The following is an 18,043-nucleotide window of genomic DNA, read 5'->3' on the forward strand; positions in this document are numbered from 1 at the left end:
GAAAACTATTCTGTCGACTCGTCACATGTCTATTGATATGGATGACCGTCGGCAAGGCGCCCGCCCAGTTGTCGAACGCGTCGATTAAAGGAACGGTAGCAGATTCGTCGGGTGGCAGTGTGCCACAGGCGAATGTAGAACTCACAAACAGTGGAACCGGGGAGAAGAGACAATCGATCACCCGGGCCGATGGCCGCTACGAATTTGTAGCGCTGCCCCCCGGCGAATATCGAGTTAAGACTACCGCGGCAGGCTTTGCCGAGTGGGCGGGTAAACTCACTCTACGCGTTGCGCAGGAGGCAGTCGTCGACCAGGTGCTGCAGACCGGTAGCGTCAGTACTTCTGTTCTGGTCGAGGACGTCACTCCGGTAATCAGTGCCGAATCGTCCGATCTGTCGGACGTCAAAGAAGCCTCTCGGATCTCAGCGCTGCCGCTCCAGAATCGCAACTTTCAGAATATTCTGAACTTCACTCCTGGTGTGGTTGCCGGTGGCTTTGCTGGACAGGGCGCGGCGTATACGCGCGTGAATGGGATTCCCGGAGGCTCTGTCGACTATCTTGTCGATGGCATGACCGCCACGGAGCGTTATACGAACGAACTGCAGCGCTTGCCGCAGTCGATTCCCACAATCCAGGAAATCAAGGTCAGCACCTCGAACGCGAATGCGGAATACAGCCGTCCTGGCATGGTGGAGGTGGTGACCAAGAGCGGTGGCAATCAGTTCCATGGCCAGCTTTTTGAGCTGATCCAGAACAGCAAGTTCGCAGCGAAAAGCTATCGCCAACAGCAGGTGAACTTCCTGGTCCGAAATGAGTTCGGCGGGAACTTTTCTGGCCCTGTGTGGATTCCGAAACTCTACGACGGCCGCAACAAGACCTTCTTCTTTTTCGACTTGGAAGGGATTCGGCAACGCTCGGCCCAGAATGAGCGCTATACGGTTCCGACCGCTGCGATGAAGCAAGGCGACTTCTCGGGTTATACCGATGAAGCCGGCAACCAGATCCGCCTCTACGATCCACTCAGCACTCGTCTCGATCCAGCCACTGGAAGCTATGTCCGCACTCCGTTTGCCGGCAATCGGGTTCCTACGGATCGGATGAATGCCGCTGGCCGTAAGGTGGTTGGCTATCTGCCCGATCCTACGAACAATGTTCTGTATTACCAGGGTTGGAACTATCAGAATCCGAATGCCCGTCTGCGGGATGACAAGCGGATGCTGACCTCTAAGCTCGATCAGGTATTCGGCACCAATCGCCTCTCTGGCCGCTATACCAACACAGACAACGACAATTTCGGCGTCGGTTATTTCCTGAATCCGAACACTCGTAAAATTGGGGGGCACAACGCAGCGCTCTCCTTCACGCAATTGATCTCCCCGGCCATCGTGAATGAAATCCGTGGCGGCGTGCAGCGCTTCCGCGCCTATCGCGGTCCCCAAGTCCTCGACCCGCCAATCACCCAGACTCTGGGTCTGCCCACCTATCCGGGATCGGTGGCATGGCCCTCCTTCTGCTTTGGCGATGATTGGACGAGTTCCGGCTACTTCGAGTGCATCGATCGCGACAACCCGCAAGATGCGCCTGTTCTCACTCTGAACTTCGCCGATAACCTCTCCTGGACTCGTGGCAAGCATGAGATGAAGTTTGGCGTTTTCGTGCAACGGAGCGCGGCGAACTCTTATGAGACCGGACAGCCCGGTGGCGACTACAATTTCTCCGGGAACTTCACCTCCTTGATGGATCCGTCTGCCGCATCCAAGGGAATCATGAACCAGAGAATCCCCAACACCGGCGCCGGTCTTGCCGACCTGCTTCTGGGGTATACGGATTCTTCCACACTCAACCAATACCCGCGTTTCTATACGCGCCAGACGAACTACTCTTTCTTCGCCCAGGACAACTGGCGCGTTAGCCGCCGTCTGACCTTGAATCTCGGCCTCCGTTATGAGTATTGGACTCCCTTCGCCGATAAGCGCGACCAGATCTCGAATCTGAATCTCAACACGCCGGGTGGCCCAACGGTTGTCTACCCCGGTGGCGGCTCGATCACGAAGCAGGGCTTTCCTCAGAATGTTGTCGATGGTTATCTCCGCGCCGGGTTAAAGTTGCAATCCGCTGAGCAGGCAGGCTTTGCCAGCAGCTTGTGGAACATGCCAAAGGCAAACTTCGCTCCGCGTCTCGGCGTCGCCTACTCCATGGGCAAGACCGTCGTCCGTGGCGCCTATGGCATCTACTACTGGGCGATGCCGCTTGTGCAGTATCACCAGAACACCCGCCGCAATGCTCCGTATAGCTATAGCTTCCAGAGCTTTGTCGATAACAATGATTCCGTTGCTGCCTCGTTGGCCTTTCCGGCTGGCGCTGCCGCGGGTTACCAGAACCAGTCTCCGAATGCTCGCAACCTCGGGAATGCCTTCCTCAATCCGAGTGCTCTGAACATCCAGAAGAACAACGGCTTCTCCTTCCTTCCCTGGGAGCAGAACTATAAGGCTCAGATGGCGCAGGAATGGAACGTCACGATCGAACGGGAACTGCCGGGCCGCTTTGGCTCTCGTCTTTCCTACGTAGGAACGCACAGCAGCAACCTGCCGAACTACGATCCGATCAATGCACTGGTGCCGCGTCTGCTTTCGCCTGCCGGCGCCACCACGCCGGAACGCCGCGCCTATGCGGATTTCGCCACCTCCTCGCTTGGCAGCGCCAGCGCGATGAACCTGCTTCGCTTTGTGGGCTATGCGAACTCGAATCAGTTCCAGGCCGAAGTGAAGCGCCGTTTTGAGAACGGTTTTGTAATCCAGGGTTTCTATACCTACCAGAAGACCCTCACCACTTCAGAAGGCAGCAATAACTCGTTCTCGAATCTCCAGTTGCTGCCTGCCGCACTTACCAAAAACGCGTCGATGGATAGCCGTCTCCGTTCGATCTACGGAAATGACAGCGCACTACCTCGCCATACGCTGAGCTTCAACTCGAACTACGAGTTGCCGTTTGGGAAGGGCAAGAAGTTCCTGGGGAATGCGAATGGCGTCGTCGATCGTCTTGTCTCGGGTTGGAACGCCTCTGGCTTCTTCTATAAGCGCAGCGGTCTATTCTTCTCGCCTTATTACAGCGTCGGCGGTTCGAGTACGATTCTTGCTCCGGGGAAAGACGGCATCTTGCCGAAGGATCAGCGCGCTGCCGAGCGTTGGTTTAACCCCAGTATCAATCGCGCCGATCAAGGTGTCGCCTACAACGGCGAAACCTACATTCGCCGTGCCAACACACTCGAGAACGATTATCTGAACTACATCCCGCGCTCTTACATGACGGGTCCTGGGTTCTACAACATCGATACCTCGTTCTACAAGATCACGCCAATTACGGAACGCGTCAAGTTCCGTCTGGAAGCGCAGATCTTTAACCTGCTCAATCATAAGAATCTCGGTCTTCCGAACACCGCCGGTGTCATTACCGCTGGAGTGGGATTGCCGCGACTCGTGCAGTTCCAGGGTCGTCTCGACTTCTAAGCTGCCACTCGAAGCCCGGTGCCGATCCCTTGCGGCGCCGGGCTTTTTTCATCTGAGTCTGAATATGAAACGCTTCCTTCCTTTCCTCTTCGTTCTCCTGAGCCAGGCGCAAGTGTATTCGCCGATTGTCACCAAGGCAGGACAGGCAGACACCAGTAGCCTGCCGACGCTGGTTCGTGACATTTATGCGGAGGCCCATGCCCGGACGCCGCGAGAGAAGGCGGAAGCGATCTGGCGGTTCTTTCTCACCGATGGACGTTTCGTTCAACCAGGCATGATCTATCACATCGCCGGTTGGGCTTATGAAGAGCCAAAAGGCGAAGTGCTCGATCCTCTCAAGCTCCTCAACTCTTACGGCTTCGGCCTCTGTTATCACATTGCCCCTCTGCTGGAGGCGACATTTGAAGCGGGTGGTTTTGTCGATGCCCGTGTCTGGTTCCTCACTGGCCACACTGTTGCTGAAGTCTTCTATGACGGCGCCTACCATTACTTTGATTCCGACATGATGGGTTACAACACCACAGGCGGCGGTCTTGTTGCTTCTGTCCGTCAACTCGAGAAGGATGGCTCGATTCTCAGTCGGCATTTGGCGAAGCCACCCGATTCGCCCTGGTATCCCGCCGATGTCCGCGCGAATGCGATCGGGGGACTTGCTGAACTATTTACAACTGCTCAGGACAACTGGGTCTATCCCTACCAGCGCTATTCCGAAGGCCATACGATGGATTTCGTGTTGCGCCCTGGCGAACGGATGATCCGTTCTTTCCGGCCTGTTGCAGACCATCTCTATTACTTACCTTTTGCCGATGGCCGCGAATTTCCACAGGAGATCGCCGAGTACAAAATCCGGACTCAGGATGGGCCGCGCAGCCAGAAAGACAGCCGTGTCTGGGGCACCGGGCGCATGGAGTATCGCCCGGAGGCCAAGAGTTCTTTCACGGTTGCCATGCACTCTCCGTATGTGATGATCGATGCTCAGTTTCAGATGAACTTGGAGGTCCAGGCTGGCGATTCGCTCCACATTGAAACGTCGACCGATGGTGGCTCTCGATGGCTGCGCGCCGGCACGATTGCCGGGCCCCACAATGGACCTTGGACCGTGTCGCCTGCTCTGCTCGCGCGCGGGGAGCACGGTAAGCAATCGGCGGTGTCGGGCCACTATAGCTATCTCGTGCGCTTCACTTCGAAGGCCGCTCAGATCCGAGATCTTGTTCTGGCCACAGACTTCGCGCTGAATCCCCGGACGCTGCCAGCGCTCGTGTCTGGTCACAATGAAATCCATGTGCGCACTGCAGGTGTCGCGCGGCATCCGATTCCAGTGACGCCCTCGCAAGTTGCCGAGATCGCAACACTCTCGAATGCTGTTTATGTCGAAGAGGCCGGACAAGGCTTTGTTCGCAATGAAAAGCCCGGGCCGGGGAGCGTCACTTTCCGTCTATCGTCATTGACTGGATTCGACGCCGGGGGCCGCTTTCTCGATCTGCGCGATGGCCTTGCTCCGGACAAGTTCACCGCGGAGCTTCGCAAGATATCGCCCTGGCCAAAGACCGGCACGCCGTCGGCCACCATCTCCTGGGCCACCAGTCTCAGAGGGCCCTGGAGGACTCTCTGGAGGCATGAGCCCAAGCTGCAGTGGTTGGATGGCGATCCGATCGATCGCACCCTCCGCTGGCCCGAAGTCGACCGGCATGTCCGCGATCTGCCAAACAGCACGGAGGAGGTCTATCTGCGCTATGAGTTCGATGGCATGGCAATCGATGATTTCCGTCTGGCCCGCTACTCTGCAGCGGCAAAGCAGCCTTCGCCTTTTCTGGTGACGCATGTTTGGAAGGAGAATGGACAGGAGAAGCGGGAACAAAAACAAATTGGGAACGGCAAAGGAAGCTACTCGATTGATGTGCCGGAAGGCGCCATCGAAAACGTAGCAATCCTCCTTGAATGCCCCCGCCAGGAGCCTGTGAAGTGAAGCAATCTGTCCTCTGTCTGATTCTTTTTCTGCTTGCGAGTGGCCTGTATGCGCAGGATCGAGATCTACAGTTTCTGACCAACCATACGGACTATCGCGAACTGCGAAACCAACTGGCCAACTTGGAGCGGAATCGTGCGCTCAGCTTGCTGGAGCAGCGCAAGCAGCGCGTCGCTCAATGGACCCTCGCTGATGTCCAGAGCCGCAAAGCTTATGTCCGGGAACGCCTGACTCGTGCACTGGGAGGCTTTCCGGAGCGAACCCCTCTCCATGCGAAAGTCACCGGTGTGATCGAGCACGATGATTACCGGATCGAGAAGATTGTTTTCGAGAGTCAGCCTCGTTTCTTTGTGACTGCCAACCTGTATGTCCCCAAGAAAGGTAAGGGGCCCTATCCGGCGATCCTCTTTCCCTTGGGCCATGAGCCTGGCGCGAAGTCAAATGACGTGTGGCAGCAAATCCTGGGCACCTTTGCGCGGAAGGGCTATGTTTGTCTCGCCTGGGAGATGGTGGGGCAGGGAGAACGAGTTCAGCTTTATAACAGGGACACAAAGCAGTCGCAAGGCGTCGCTGCCACAACGGAGCACGTCCTCCTCGGCACGCAGACTCTTCTTACGGGCAATCCGCTGGCGCGTTATACGATCTGGGATGGGATTCGTGCACTCGACTATCTCGTCTCGCGTTCGGAGGTGGATCCGAAGCGCATTGGCGTGACCGGGAACTCCGGCGGTGGAACGCATACGGCCTATCTTGCGGCCCTCGACGATCGCATCCAGGTGGCCGCTCCCTCTTGTTACATCACATCTTTCAGCAGACTTCTCCGCAGCATTGGGCCCCAGGATGCGGAGCAGGTGATTCCGCCGATGATTGCCGATGGATTGGACTTTGGCGACTACCTCCATTCCTTTGCTCCGAAGCCCTATCTGGTGCTTTCCGCCATTCAGGACTTCTTCTCGATCTCTGGCGCGCGTGAGACTTTTGCCGAAGCGAAGCGAGTCTATGAACTGTATGGCGCTTCTGACAAACTGGCCATGACGGAGGCTGATGACGGACATGGTTACACCAGCCCACGGCGCCTCGCCGCCTACCGCTGGTTCGATAAATGGCTGAAGGGTGTGGAGGAGACCACTCCGGACTCGCCTGTCACCGTTCATCTCGAAGAAGAACTATGGGGCACCGCAACGGGCCAGGTGCAGACCTCGCTGGACGGCGAAACCGTAACTTCCTTGAATCTCGCGCGGGCTCGCTCCCTGCCGCGGTCTAAGCCCTCAGCCTCTTTGGTCCGCAATCTGATTGGCTACGAACCCGCGAATGGAGCGCCAATCGCCAAGCCCTTTGGCACTCTCCAGCGGGATGGATACCGGATCGAAAAACTGGTCTACGAGAGTGAACCGGGGATTGAGATTCCCGCACTTCTGTTTCTGCCGCAGGGCGGCGCTGCGCGGAAGGCGGCAGTTCTCTTTGCAAATGGACAGGGCAAGGCCGCTGATACGAAAGAGATTGAATCCCTGCTGCGGCAAGGGCTCATCGTGTTATCGATCGACGCCCGAGGCTTCGGAGAAACGCGCGACCCTCATGCCGAGGGCAGCTCGGACTGGACTCGCTACTTTGGAGATTACAATAACGCGATGACCGCGCTTCTTTCCGGGAAGACCTTGGTCGGGAGCCGTGCTGCTGATATTTCGCGCGGCGTAAGTCTGCTCGCTGCCCGGCCGGACGTGGACCCGCAGCGAATCTATGGAGTCGGGAAGCAGGCCGGTGGCGTCCCGATGTTGCATGCTGCGGTGCTCGACCCCCGCCTGCGCCGCGTCGTGCTCGACGAGACGCTTCAAAGTTACCTTGCAGTGGTCGAGCAACCGATGCACAAGCGTGTCGTTGAGCAGGTGATTCCCGGAGTCTTAAGCCACTACGATCTTCCGGAGCTGGTCTCTGCGATGGCCCCTCGTTCGGTTGTGATTGTCGATGCGACTGATCCGCTCGGCTTCGCATCCCCGCTTGCTCTGGTGAAGGCTGCTTATCCGCAGTCGGTGGTTCTGCGTCGTCACCCTGGGGACAGTGCCGCCACGCTCTACGGATTTGATCGGCCCTGACTATTTCGCCAGTCGTGTGGCTTGCCGGGCGACCATCTTCCATTCGTTTCCCCGCTTGACCCAGGCATGCAGCACGTCCATTTGTACGAGATTCGTCGGGCTGTGCCAGAGATCCACTCGAAGTTTTACGAGTGCGGTGTTCCCGTAGATGCGCACGGTTGGTTTTCCGAATTCCAGTTTTTCGGTGACGGATTTGCCTGAGACAATTGCTTCCAGAAACTGGGCTTTTGTCTCAAGGGCGCCGGCAGAATGCGTGTACAGCAGATCGTCGCTCAGGATGCGGTCGAGTGCGGCCCGATCCCGATGCAGCATTGCTTGCTTGAAGGATTCCATGGCCGCGATCACCTGGCTTGTTCCGTCTGCAGCCGGGTCTGCAGCGAGGGCGATGCTTGCTGCCACGATCATCCAACACATTTTCATACAAACTCTTTCCGTTCCCTGAACTCTGGGCTTGCTGTGAGATCTCATAGATATATCGCAGAAGGTGCCTGTGGTGCTTCTGAGGGGAGCGACCTGCTCAGTAATCGTGACCGGAATGAATGATCTCAGAAGCTCGAGACCTCGTTAGGGGCCCGTCAGTGATCACCCGGCGGTCAACTCGATGCAGATTGGCACATGGGGAAGGCTGAGATTCCGGATCAGATCCAAGGAGAGAATGACATGGTCCTGATGCAGGGACAAGATGATGATGGGAGAGGGTGTCGCCAAAGGTTAAAGCGCAACTCCGCGCTGCTGTCACGGCCCCGACGGAGGCGACCGGGCATCTGAATCTGTTCCGCGGATTGCGGGAGCTTATGCCTGCTTGGTGGCCTTGCGAGGGAGGTCCATCTGGATGCCGTTCACTTCTTCCGCCTCAATGACAAGATGATCCCCGGCATGGTCCCCGGCCATCGGTTTGGTGTGGCCGACGCCTGTGACCTCCATCCCCACTTTGAGCGCAACCGCCCGTGCCGCTTCCGGTTTCAGATGGAGAAAGTCTCCAGAATCGAGAATGCCACCGTTCACCTCTCCGTGCCGTGCGTAGTTGAGACTGAGCACTTTGCCAGAGAATTGAGAGTGACCGTTGCCACCATTCTCCTTAAGCAGATGCAGAAGACGGAAGACGCGATGGCCTCGCTTCCCACGGCTTTCCTCTTCCTCCACCTCCGCCGCAATCTCTACTCCCGGCTTGAGGAGATCATTCGTTTTCCCCTTCGGTAGGTTGATTTGAACAGTTCCCTTGCTTGTTTTGAGGAGAAATCCTCGATATCTGCCCTTCGGGCTCAGGTTCATCGCTTGGATTGTGCCGCTTTTCTTCATGAAACAGCATCAGCACGTTTGTTTCCATTCCCAAATTGTTAACGGGCGCTACGTAGCATCTGGCGGATCTGCTTCACTGCAAGCTCAATTCTTAAGTCGAGAAAACGCTTGCCCAATTCTGCGGTTGCGCGCCGGGCATCGCCGGTAATGCCATTATCGATGCGCTTGGTTTTCCCGACCGGGTCTCCCAAAGCGTTTGCTACCAGTTCTTTGCGCACCCAGCCGTCATTGCCTCCGAGATACAGCATTTCCGAAGTGTCGGGAATGCCCGCGTGGGTGCTCAGCGGGTATCCATTGGCCTGGAGCCACTGATCAAAGCGGTCTGTGGCGAGGCGATAGACATCGTCACAATACACGACACGAACTCCTTTGGCCCGGTACTTGAGCTGCAAGCGATCGGCCACCAGTTTCAACTCTTTCTGGCCGCCGCCATGATCGCCCAGGAGAACAACATTCCGGAATCCGTTCTGGATCAGTTGTTCCACGACATCGCTATTGACCGCGGCGAAGGTCTGGGGACTGAGCCCAAGGGTGCCCGGATGGGCCGGGTCGGCATGGTTAACGGAGTAGGGAATGACGGGAGCGGCCAAGGCGTTTCCCAACTGGCGGGCAATGGTGGCGCTCAAATACTTAGCAATCAGATTGTGGCCCCCGGTTGTATTCTGTGGCCCCCGTTGCTCGGTGCCGCCATTGAAAAGCAAGGCGGTGGTCTTGCCGGCCTGGATCGCTTGCTTGATCTCCGGCCAAGTCATCTTCTCCATTTCCACCAGATCTTCGGCGGCGGAACTCAACAGAGGGAAGAAAAGACATAGGACAAGCAGGCGATAAAGGCGCATGAGGATACTTTCTTCAGGCTATCTTCTTTGGAAGCCGACTCGCGCCAGATCCTCGCTAATCCTTGCGGCTGCGTGTGTAACCGACCGCACCAATTGCTCTTTCCGCCCGTCTGGGCAGCGTACCGTAGGGATATTGACGCTGATGGCGCCACAGACGGCCTGGAGCGAGTCGAAGACAGGCGCACCCACCAGCAAGGCGCCGCTCAGCGTTTCGCCATCGTTGACGGAGTATCCCGCTTCGCGCACTGCCTGCAGTTCTGCCTTCAGCACTTTCCGGGATGTCTTGGTGCGCGGTGTAAACGGCGCCAGTTCTGCCTGGTCGAGTAAACTCTTCAGTTCCGCCTCATCGACAAAGGCTGCTACCGCCTTGCCGAGCGCTGTGGCGTGGATCGGGCAGTTGTCGCCAATATGAAAAGTCAGACGCAAGGGATGGAGCGCCTCAATCACATCCACCAGAATCACCGCAGTCTCTCGTCTCTCGGCCAGCGCAACGGATTCATTGAGCTCCTGGAACAATCCATGCAGCCAGGGGCGGGCGATGGAGATAAAGTTCAGCTTCTCTGAGTTCTTACGTGACAAGCCGGCAGTCTTGAGGGTGAGCCGGTACACTCCATTGCTCTCCGGTTGCTCCACATAGCCTGCCTCTTTCAAGGTGAAGAGAATGCGAAAGACGGAACTCTTCACCAGACCCACTTCTTCGACAATCTGCTTGAGCGGTTTTCCGAAATCGCTCGAAGAGAGAGATTCCAACACGTGGAGCGTCTTGATGACAAGATCGATATGATTTTTGGCGGCCATGGGTCGGAATGGAATGCAGTTCTAACCAATAGAACACATTCACTCTTAGGGGATCTGTTGGATCAACCTTATTTCGAGAAATCTAACTACTGAGCCTGTTGCTGATGCTTTGCTTGCAACCAACAGAGACCCATGCTGGCTTCATACTGAGATCAAACATGCTAAATGCCGCCTTTTGTGAAGTCCGCGTCAAGCGCATGCTCGACCGCATGAGCACCGAAAGATGGGACCTTTTTGTCACTGCCAATCGCTGCACGATCTATCGTCTGACGGGCGAAATTGTCCCGGCCGAAGAACCCGTGATCTTTGCCTTGCGCGGAAACGGAGACCGGTTTACCTTGCGCACGGAGAGCTATTCGATTGCTCGCTCGATTGTGGATCCGGTGGGGGATCTCGCTGATCTGCTGAAAGAGCATCTGGTGAAATGGACGAGTGGCTTCGGTTCCTGGGCCGTGGAACAGGCCTCGATTCCCAGCCGCCTGGCTGCCGCTTTCGACAACCGGTTGAACATGCATTCGGTGCCTGCCGATGCTGTGGTGCGGGAACTGCGCCGCAGCAAAGACGAAGATGAAATTGCGGCAATTGCCGCCTGTCTTCCCCTGCACCGGGCTGCTTATGATGCCGCGCGCCGCGTCATCCAACCGGGAGCAACAGAACTGGACCTCTATACCGAAGTGAATGCGGTGATGGCGCAGCATCTGGGAACCAGCTTTGTGATGAAGGGCGATTTTGCGGTTGGCGAGAGAGCCATCCGGGGCGGAGGCCCGCCCACGCGCCGGAAGATCCAGCAAGGGGACCTTTGCCCCGTCGACCTGTTCCCTGCGCCGGAAATGTACTTTGCCGACACCTGCCGCACCTTCTGCGCGGGCGCCGCGACGGACGAGCAATACAGCGCCTGGGAGGCGGTTCTTGAAGCAAAACGGCTTGCGGAATCGCTCGTTCGTCCGGGCGTGCTGGTCAAAGATGTCTATCGGGCTGCGAAGGAACTTCTCGATGCAAAAGGGGTGACAGAAGGCAGCTTCTGGCATCATCTGGGCCACGGCATAGGTGGAGATGGCCACGATGAGCCGCGCATCATTCCAGGTTCCGAGGAGCGCTTTGTTGAAGGGGACGTCATCACGCTCGAGCCCGGCGTCTACACGGCGGCGCTCCAGGGTGGCATCCGCATCGAAGACAACTATGTTGTCCGTGCGAGTGGCCTGCAAAATCTATTCGATTACCCGACAGAGCTCTGAGTGCTGCCTACCAATCGGCGACCGAACCATCCTTGCGCTCAAACGCCATGGTCACTTCCGGTTGGAACGGATACTTTGCCGCTTCTTTCTCGTTAATGTCGATGCCGAGCCCAGGCGCGGTTGGCGGGAGTACGCTCCCGCCTTCAATCGCAAGGGGTGCTCCGAGGATGTCATTCCTCCATGGAACGTCATTGCGAACGACCTCCTGAATCAAATAATTCGGGGTCGCAAAGCCAACATGGATAGACGAGGCGGTGCTCACCGGGCCTTGTGGATTGTGGCAGGCGACAGGCATGAGATAGGCTTCCGCCATCGCCGCGATGCGCCGTACTTCACTGATGCCTCCGCAATGGGAAACGTCGGGCTGGATGATGTGGACGGCGCGCTTCTCAAACAGCTCCATGAATTCCCAACGTCCGGTGAGGCGTTCTCCGGTGGCAATTGGCATTGGCAACGCGTCCTTCACTTCCTTCAGCGCATCGACATCCTCGGGCCAGCAGGGTTCTTCGTACCAGTAGAGGTTGTAGTCACCGAGCAGCCGTCCAAACTGAATTGCCGCTGCCGGTGAGGTGCGGGCATGCAGGTCCACCATGATGTCAATCTCGTCGCCCACCGCTTCGCGCATCGCCTGGACGCACTTTGCGGCTTTCTTCAGCACTGCGGGGCTTTCGATCATTTCGCACACCGGAATGGGCATCGCCTTAAACGCGGTAAATCCCTTCGCGACACTTTGCCGCGCCAACTCGGCGAAATTCTCAGGAGAACCAGTGGTGTACATGCCCTCGAGATTGCCGCCTCCGAGATGATCGTAAAGGCGAAGGGAATCACGAACCGGGCCGCCCAGCAATTCGCAGACTGGCTTGCCCGCATCCTTCCCCTTGATATCCCAGAGCGCCTGATCGATCCCGCTGATCGCGCTCATGTTGGTGATGCCGCCGCGCCAGAAGTATTGCCGGTGCATGATCTGCCAGCATCGCTCCACCTGCAGCGGATTCCGGCCGATCAACAGGACCGCCAGATCTTCAATGGCCCCCACTACCGATCGAGTCTTCCACTCCAGCGTTGCCTCACCCCATCCATACAAGCCGGGCTGATCGGTCTCCACTTTTACGAGAATCCAATTGCGCATCCGCGCATTCACAACCAGCGTGCGAATCGCTGTGATCTTCATGGCAGTTCCTTTATTGCTTCGGCGCTGGGGTGGCTGCAGGGGCGTAGAGCGCACAAGCCGCTTTGCTGTTGCGGAAGTACTCGCTTTCGGCGTTGATCACACCAAGGTGATCCCAGTTCTGGTCCATCGAGTCGCGCCTCCAGAGCGAGCAGGCCTTGGCCCTTTCGCCTTCGGTAAACAGGAAAGTGGCCGTCCCGGCGGCGCGCGTTAAAAACTCCCGCGAGCCTTCATTGGCGCCCTGAAGCATCTCGTTGATCTCTTTGATGCCTTTGAAGAAGAGCAGCGTATCGTAGAAAGCCTTCGACGCCTTGATCTCGAGCAGCGGGCTCACCGTGTCGAGATAAGCCTTTGCTTCCTCCATTTTTCCTGCCCGGCGCAGCGCCAGATAGTGCCAATACTGTAGAGGAATCAGCCAGTTCAGGTCATCGCGCATGGATTCACAGGTCCGGTTCCCCGCAATGTGAGTGGCGCCGGGCACCGGCTTCTTCATCTGCGCCTCGCAGCGTCCGAATTCCTCCGCCGCTTTCTCGTGATCGCCATTGAAATAATAGGCCAGACCCAGATAGTAGGCAGGCTCAAAGGAGCCGGTCCCATGGCTCGTCGCCGTCTTCAGGTCTGCAATGGCAAGGTCAAATTGCCGTGTGGTAATGTAGCGCTGTCCACGGAGCCGATAGAAGCGATAATCCTTGGGGAATTTCTCAATGGCATTGGTATAGAGGGTCACTGCATCTCGAAAGTGCAGCACCGACTCCATCACTCTGCCTGCCTTCACATACTCTTCGGGGTCGTTGGGCGCCTTGGCCAGAGCCTCATAGGCTTTTGCAATCCGGCCATCCGGGTCTTTCGGGGCGAACAGTGCGTTCCCACCCAGGCTTGCGGCCTGTGGTTGTGCAGACCCGGCTACTGTCTCTGTGGCGACCGGCGGCTTTGCTTGGTCGGTAGGCAACAACTGCGCCGAGGCACTCAGAGTGAAAATCAAAATCGCAAAAAGGTACATATTTTAAATCCGGTTGATCAAGGCAGCGACATAAGCCGCGCCAAATCCGTTATCGATATTCACGGTCGTAACATTGGACGCACAAGAGTTCAACATCGATAGCAACGACGCCAGGCCATTGAAGTGTGCCCCATATCCCACACTGGTGGGCACTCCGATCACCGGGCAACCTACCAACCCACCCACCGCGCTCGGCAGCGCAGCTTCCATCCCCGCGCAACAGATGATGACTCGCGCCGCCCACAGCCTTTCCCGCTGTTCGAGCAGGCGATGGATCCCCGCGACGCCAACGTCGCTAATCGCATCCACCTCATTGCCCATCAGTTCTGCGACCAGCCGTGCTTCCTCGGCCACGGGCAGGTCTGCTGTGCCGGCGCACATCACCACGATCTTCCCCTTGCCCATCATTTTCACTTCGCGGCGCAGGATCAGCACGCGGCTGAGCGGATAATATTCCGCTTCGGGGAGCATCGCCTGTACGGCTGCCGCCCCTTCAGGGACGACGCGAGTGGCCAACACATTCTGGCCTCGCGCGGCGAGGCTCGCTGCAATCGACGCAATCTGCTCGGGTGTTTTACCTTGTCCAAAGATCACTTCCGGCATGCCATGCCGCAACGATCGATGATGATCCACCTTGGCGAAGTCGAGATCTTCAAACGGCATATGCTTGAGCCGTTCGGTTGCTACTTCCGGACTCACTTCGCCCGTGCGCACCTTCTCAAACAGTTCCCGGACTTGTTCCTGATTCATGAGCTAAAAATCGACCTTGGTTCCTGGCTCTACGCCGTACTTGGCCGCCATGCCGGCCGCGAGTTCCAACACGAATTGCGCCTCTTTGGTCCCGCCGAAAGTGGGACAGCCGGTTGAACTGGTGGCAGGGCAGGGCGGCACATTCGGGATCACTTCCACCACATTCTTCTTGTTGTCCAGCCAGATGATGTCCAGCGGAATCCTCACTTGGAACATCCAATAGGGATACTTGCCCAGCTTATTATGGAGAAAGAGCATCCCTCGATCGGGCGCCAGCGAATCGCGAAACATCATTCCGCGCAGCAGTTCCATATTATCCACTGCCATCTCGGCATAGATCGACTTGCCATTGGGCATCGTCACGGCTCGCAAACCAAATCGCTCTGCCTCGTCGGACTGGCGGCAGGACATCAAAAGAGTTGCAATCATGCAACACACTACAAAAAGGCGCATCAAACTAAAATGGTAGTAGATCCCACGCATGGCCCACATCGCACCCGTCGCTGACTTCGGATTTTTCGAGCGCCTTCGCCGCACGCTCGACATGATCAAGTTTGAGCATTCCATCTTTGCGATGCCGTTTGCGCTCACCGGTGCGCTGCTGGCCGTGCGGGAAAACCACTTCAATCTTGAGTCGCCCTGGTACAAGCTCTTCCTCATTGTTTGTGCGATGGTGACGGCCCGCAGTGCAGGCATGACCTTCAATCGTATCCTGGACGAGCGGATCGACGCGAAGAACCCGCGCACGGCGACACGCCACCTTCCTGCCGGGCTGCTCAGCCGCAGTTTTGCGCTTGGCTTTCTTGTCGCCAATTGCGTTCTCTTCGCCGTCGTCAGCTACCTGTTGAATCCTCTCTGTTTTCTGTTGTCGCCGGTGGCACTGATCGTCGTGCTGTTCTACAGCTACACCAAGCGCTTTACCTCGCTGGCTCATCTGGTCCTCGGGCTCAGTCTTGGCATTGCGCCCAGCGCGGCCTGGATTGCGATTACCGGCACGCTCGACTGGCGCATTGGCCTGCTCACGCTAGCGGTGCTGTTCTGGACTGCCGGCTTCGACATCATCTACGCCTGCCAGGATACAGACTTCGACCAGCAAGAAGGGCTTCACAGCATTCCTGCCCGCATCGGAATCGCAAACGCGCTGCTTGTCAGCCGCGTTTTTCATGTCCTCACGGTGATTTTGCTCGCACTCCTGTCGCAGCAATTCCAGCTCAGCATCTGGCCCGTCATCCCGGTGGCCGCGCTGCTGCTCTATGAGCAGTCGCTGGTGCGAGCACACGATCTCAGTAAGGTGAACATCGCCTTCTTTACCGTCAACGGCTTCATCGGGATGTCTTACTTTCTTTCCATGGCAATCGAGGTGTATCGAAATGTTTAGTGACCCCAGACTGCGGCCCATTGGCGAGAAGGTCGCTGCCGGACAACGGCTCAACTTTGACGAGGGTGTCACGCTGTACCGCTCGTCCGACATCCTGGCCCTTGGTCAGATGGCGAACCTCGTGCGCGAGCGCATCAACGGCAACCAGACTTTCTACAACGTCAATCGCCACATCAACCCAACGGATGTCTGTGTGGCGCAATGTAAGCTCTGCGCCTTTGGCAAGCAGGTGCGCGATCCCGATGGCTATACGATGTCGCACGAGCAGGCCTGGGAAGTCGCGGGCAAAGGATACACCGAGGCAGTAACGGAGTTCCACATCGTTGGTGGACTCCATCCCACTCTCACCCTCGATTGGTATTGCGATCTGTTGCGTGGCCTGAAGCAGCGCTTTCCCGCCGTGCACTTGAAGGCCTTCACGATGGTGGAGATCGGCTATTTCTCGACGCGTACGAAGCTCAGCATCCGTCAAGTGCTCGAGAAGCTGAAGGACGCTGGGATGGATTCGATGCCTGGTGGTGGAGCCGAGGTCTTCTCAGAGCGGGTGCGGCGCATCATTTGCGACCACAAGATCGACGGCAGCCAGTGGATTGATACCGCGCGCGAAGCGCACAAGCTCGGCCTGCACTCCAACTGCACGATGCTCTATGGGCACGTGGAATCTGAAGAAGATCGAGTGGACCATCTTCTCAAGCTCCGTGAGCTCCAGGACGAGACTGGCGGCTTCCAGACCTTTATCCCGCTCGCCTTCCATCCGGCGAACACGCCGCTCCATCATGTGCCGGTGACATCTGGCTTTGACGACATCAAGAACATCGCCATCTCGCGGCTGATGCTCGACAACATCCCGCACATCAAGGCCTACTGGATCATGATGACGCCGCGCATGGCGCAAATTGCCCAGCGTTTTGGCGCAGACGATCTCGATGGCACCGTGGTGGAAGAAAAGATCTACCACGATGCTGGTGCGACAACGAGCCAGAGCCTCCGCCGCGAAGAACTCACCCGCCTGATCCGCGAAGCGGGGCGCGAGCCTGTCGAGCGCGACACGCTGTACCGTAAGGTTGATCGCAGCCAGATGGCCGCCAGCCCTGAGGCGGCGTTCACGATTCTGGTTTAGCGGAAGATGCGGGAATTGGTCCAGGCTTCGATGATGTCTTTGCCGAAGAACTGCACCGTGCGGTCGCCCAGCACCTTCGCATTGGGCCAGTATTTGGCATCAGGGTTCAGTGAATTGCGAGTGGTGTACTCAATTTCAAGGGTCACCGGGCCTTTTACCGTATAAGGGGCGATCGAGGTCAGTTGGCTCATCGACTCTTTGGCTTTGGCTTGAATGAGCTCGCGAGCGGCAACGGCCGACATCGTCTCGCAGCTATTACGCAGCAGGCCCTGCTTCACTACCGCGGTGACGGCCTTGGGGACAATCGCCTTCAACTCGTCGGCTGCGGCATGATCGCCTGACAAAAAGATCACCGGTGTGCCGAAATGTCCGGCCATCGCGGCCCGCACATCGATTTCGCCGACTGGCTTTCCATTCACCTTCATCGTCTGGATGCCCAGGGAGCTGAAGCTATGCGCCATGATCGCATCGGGGACATTTCCCATGGCATGCTGTCCCACAAAGGCGATAGCGGCATACTTCCGTTCCAGGGTCATCGCAGCGGGGAGCGCCCCCATGATCAGCCGCGCCTTCGGATGGATGGTGAGCGCCGAGAGGTTGTGTGCCATGCTGTGGCCGTCCCAGACGATCACTTCGGTCGCACCCCCGGCAAGAAATCCCTCCACTGCCGCGTTGATTTCTCCGGTGAGCAATGCGGGCATGTCGGTTCCCTTGGGATCGGTCTGGTCCTGGTGGCAAACTCCAGCCACGCCTTCTGCATCGGTGATCACAAACACGCGCTTTTGTGCGATCGCAGTCTCGCTGAAGAGGCCAAAGGCGCTGAGCGCCAGGACGGGAATCCATCTGGAATTGAGCAACATCAGGCAGAGCTTAACACCACAAGGCCAGCCCCGGCTG

Annotated in this window: 15 protein-coding genes; 6 read left to right on the forward strand and 9 right to left on the reverse strand. The window is 57.5% G+C overall.

The genetic code is table 11. From position 1 onward, the window contains the following. Window positions 1–41: 41 nt before the first annotated feature. From M017_RS0112520 to M017_RS0112530, 3 genes are all read left to right on the forward strand, one after another. On the forward strand, window positions 42–3,506 hold the full coding sequence (locus tag M017_RS0112520; protein WP_031498314.1) for a TonB-dependent receptor: 3,465 nt from the start codon (window positions 42–44) through the stop codon (window positions 3,504–3,506). Window positions 3,507–3,570: 64 nt separating this feature from the next. After that, on the forward strand, window positions 3,571–5,472 hold the full coding sequence (locus tag M017_RS0112525; protein WP_031498315.1) for a hypothetical protein: 1,902 nt from the start codon (window positions 3,571–3,573) through the stop codon (window positions 5,470–5,472). Beyond that, window positions 5,469–7,562, forward strand: coding sequence for an alpha/beta hydrolase (locus tag M017_RS0112530; RefSeq protein WP_031498316.1), 2,094 nt, complete (start codon window positions 5,469–5,471; stop codon window positions 7,560–7,562). Before M017_RS0112525 ends, M017_RS0112530 begins: the two co-directional genes overlap by 4 nt. Here M017_RS0112530 and M017_RS0112535 read toward each other — a convergent pair whose 3' ends face one another. The 4 genes from M017_RS0112535 to M017_RS0112555 form a co-directional block, all read right to left on the reverse strand. Next, window positions 7,563–7,982 (reverse strand): nuclear transport factor 2 family protein, encoded by a 420-nt coding sequence (locus M017_RS0112535; RefSeq protein WP_238325875.1) that lies wholly within the window; start codon window positions 7,980–7,982, stop codon window positions 7,563–7,565. 372 nt (window positions 7,983–8,354) lie between these two features. Beyond that, on the reverse strand, window positions 8,355–8,861 hold the full coding sequence (locus M017_RS27690; RefSeq protein ID WP_031498320.1) for a hypothetical protein: 507 nt from the start codon (window positions 8,859–8,861) through the stop codon (window positions 8,355–8,357). A gap of 38 nt (window positions 8,862–8,899) precedes the next feature. Next, a complete protein-coding gene (locus M017_RS0112550; protein WP_051669984.1) occupies window positions 8,900–9,697 on the reverse strand; it encodes a creatininase family protein in 798 nt (265 codons plus the stop codon). 18 nt (window positions 9,698–9,715) lie between these two features. Then, entirely contained in the window at window positions 9,716–10,495 is a 780-nt protein-coding gene (locus M017_RS0112555; RefSeq protein ID WP_031498323.1) for an IclR family transcriptional regulator, read from the reverse strand. 158 nt (window positions 10,496–10,653) lie between these two features. Between M017_RS0112555 and M017_RS0112560 the strand changes: the two genes are divergently transcribed. Next, window positions 10,654–11,730 carry a M24 family metallopeptidase gene (locus M017_RS0112560; RefSeq protein WP_031498324.1) on the forward strand — a complete coding sequence of 359 codons (1,077 nt, stop codon included), beginning with the start codon at window positions 10,654–10,656 and terminating at the stop codon, window positions 11,728–11,730. 7 nt (window positions 11,731–11,737) lie between these two features. Here the strand turns inward: M017_RS0112560 and dgoD are convergent, their stop codons facing one another. The 4 genes from dgoD to M017_RS0112580 are packed head-to-tail and all read right to left on the reverse strand — an operon-like array spanning window position 11,738 to window position 15,077. Then, a complete protein-coding gene (gene dgoD / locus M017_RS0112565) occupies window positions 11,738–12,901 on the reverse strand; it encodes a galactonate dehydratase (protein WP_031498325.1) in 1,164 nt (387 codons plus the stop codon). Between the two features lie 10 nt (window positions 12,902–12,911). After that, a complete protein-coding gene (locus M017_RS0112570; RefSeq protein ID WP_031498326.1) occupies window positions 12,912–13,898 on the reverse strand; it encodes a tetratricopeptide repeat protein in 987 nt (328 codons plus the stop codon). A 3-nt stretch (window positions 13,899–13,901) separates the two neighbouring features. Then, window positions 13,902–14,648: a nickel pincer cofactor biosynthesis protein LarB gene (larB, locus tag M017_RS0112575; protein ID WP_031498327.1), complete on the reverse strand. Its 747-nt coding sequence runs from the start codon at window positions 14,646–14,648 to the stop codon at window positions 13,902–13,904. Window positions 14,649–14,651: 3 nt separating this feature from the next. Then, window positions 14,652–15,077 carry a DUF192 domain-containing protein gene (locus M017_RS0112580; protein ID WP_162179912.1) on the reverse strand — a complete coding sequence of 142 codons (426 nt, stop codon included), beginning with the start codon at window positions 15,075–15,077 and terminating at the stop codon, window positions 14,652–14,654. A gap of 52 nt (window positions 15,078–15,129) precedes the next feature. Between M017_RS0112580 and M017_RS0112585 the strand changes: the two genes are divergently transcribed. Further along, window positions 15,130–16,026 (forward strand): UbiA-like polyprenyltransferase, encoded by an 897-nt coding sequence (locus tag M017_RS0112585; protein ID WP_031498329.1) that lies wholly within the window; start codon window positions 15,130–15,132, stop codon window positions 16,024–16,026. Then, window positions 16,019–17,146 (forward strand): aminofutalosine synthase MqnE, encoded by a 1,128-nt coding sequence (gene mqnE / locus M017_RS0112590; RefSeq protein ID WP_031498330.1) that lies wholly within the window; start codon window positions 16,019–16,021, stop codon window positions 17,144–17,146. Before M017_RS0112585 ends, mqnE begins: the two co-directional genes overlap by 8 nt. Here the strand turns inward: mqnE and M017_RS0112595 are convergent. Continuing rightward, window positions 17,143–18,006: a M55 family metallopeptidase gene (locus M017_RS0112595; RefSeq protein WP_051669988.1), complete on the reverse strand. Its 864-nt coding sequence runs from the start codon at window positions 18,004–18,006 to the stop codon at window positions 17,143–17,145. The genes mqnE and M017_RS0112595 overlap by 4 nt on opposite strands. Window positions 18,007–18,043: the final 37 nt, after the last annotated feature.

Source organism: Bryobacter aggregatus MPL3 (genome assembly GCF_000702445.1).
In the GTDB taxonomy this organism is placed as follows: domain Bacteria; phylum Acidobacteriota; class Terriglobia; order Bryobacterales; family Bryobacteraceae; genus Bryobacter; species Bryobacter aggregatus.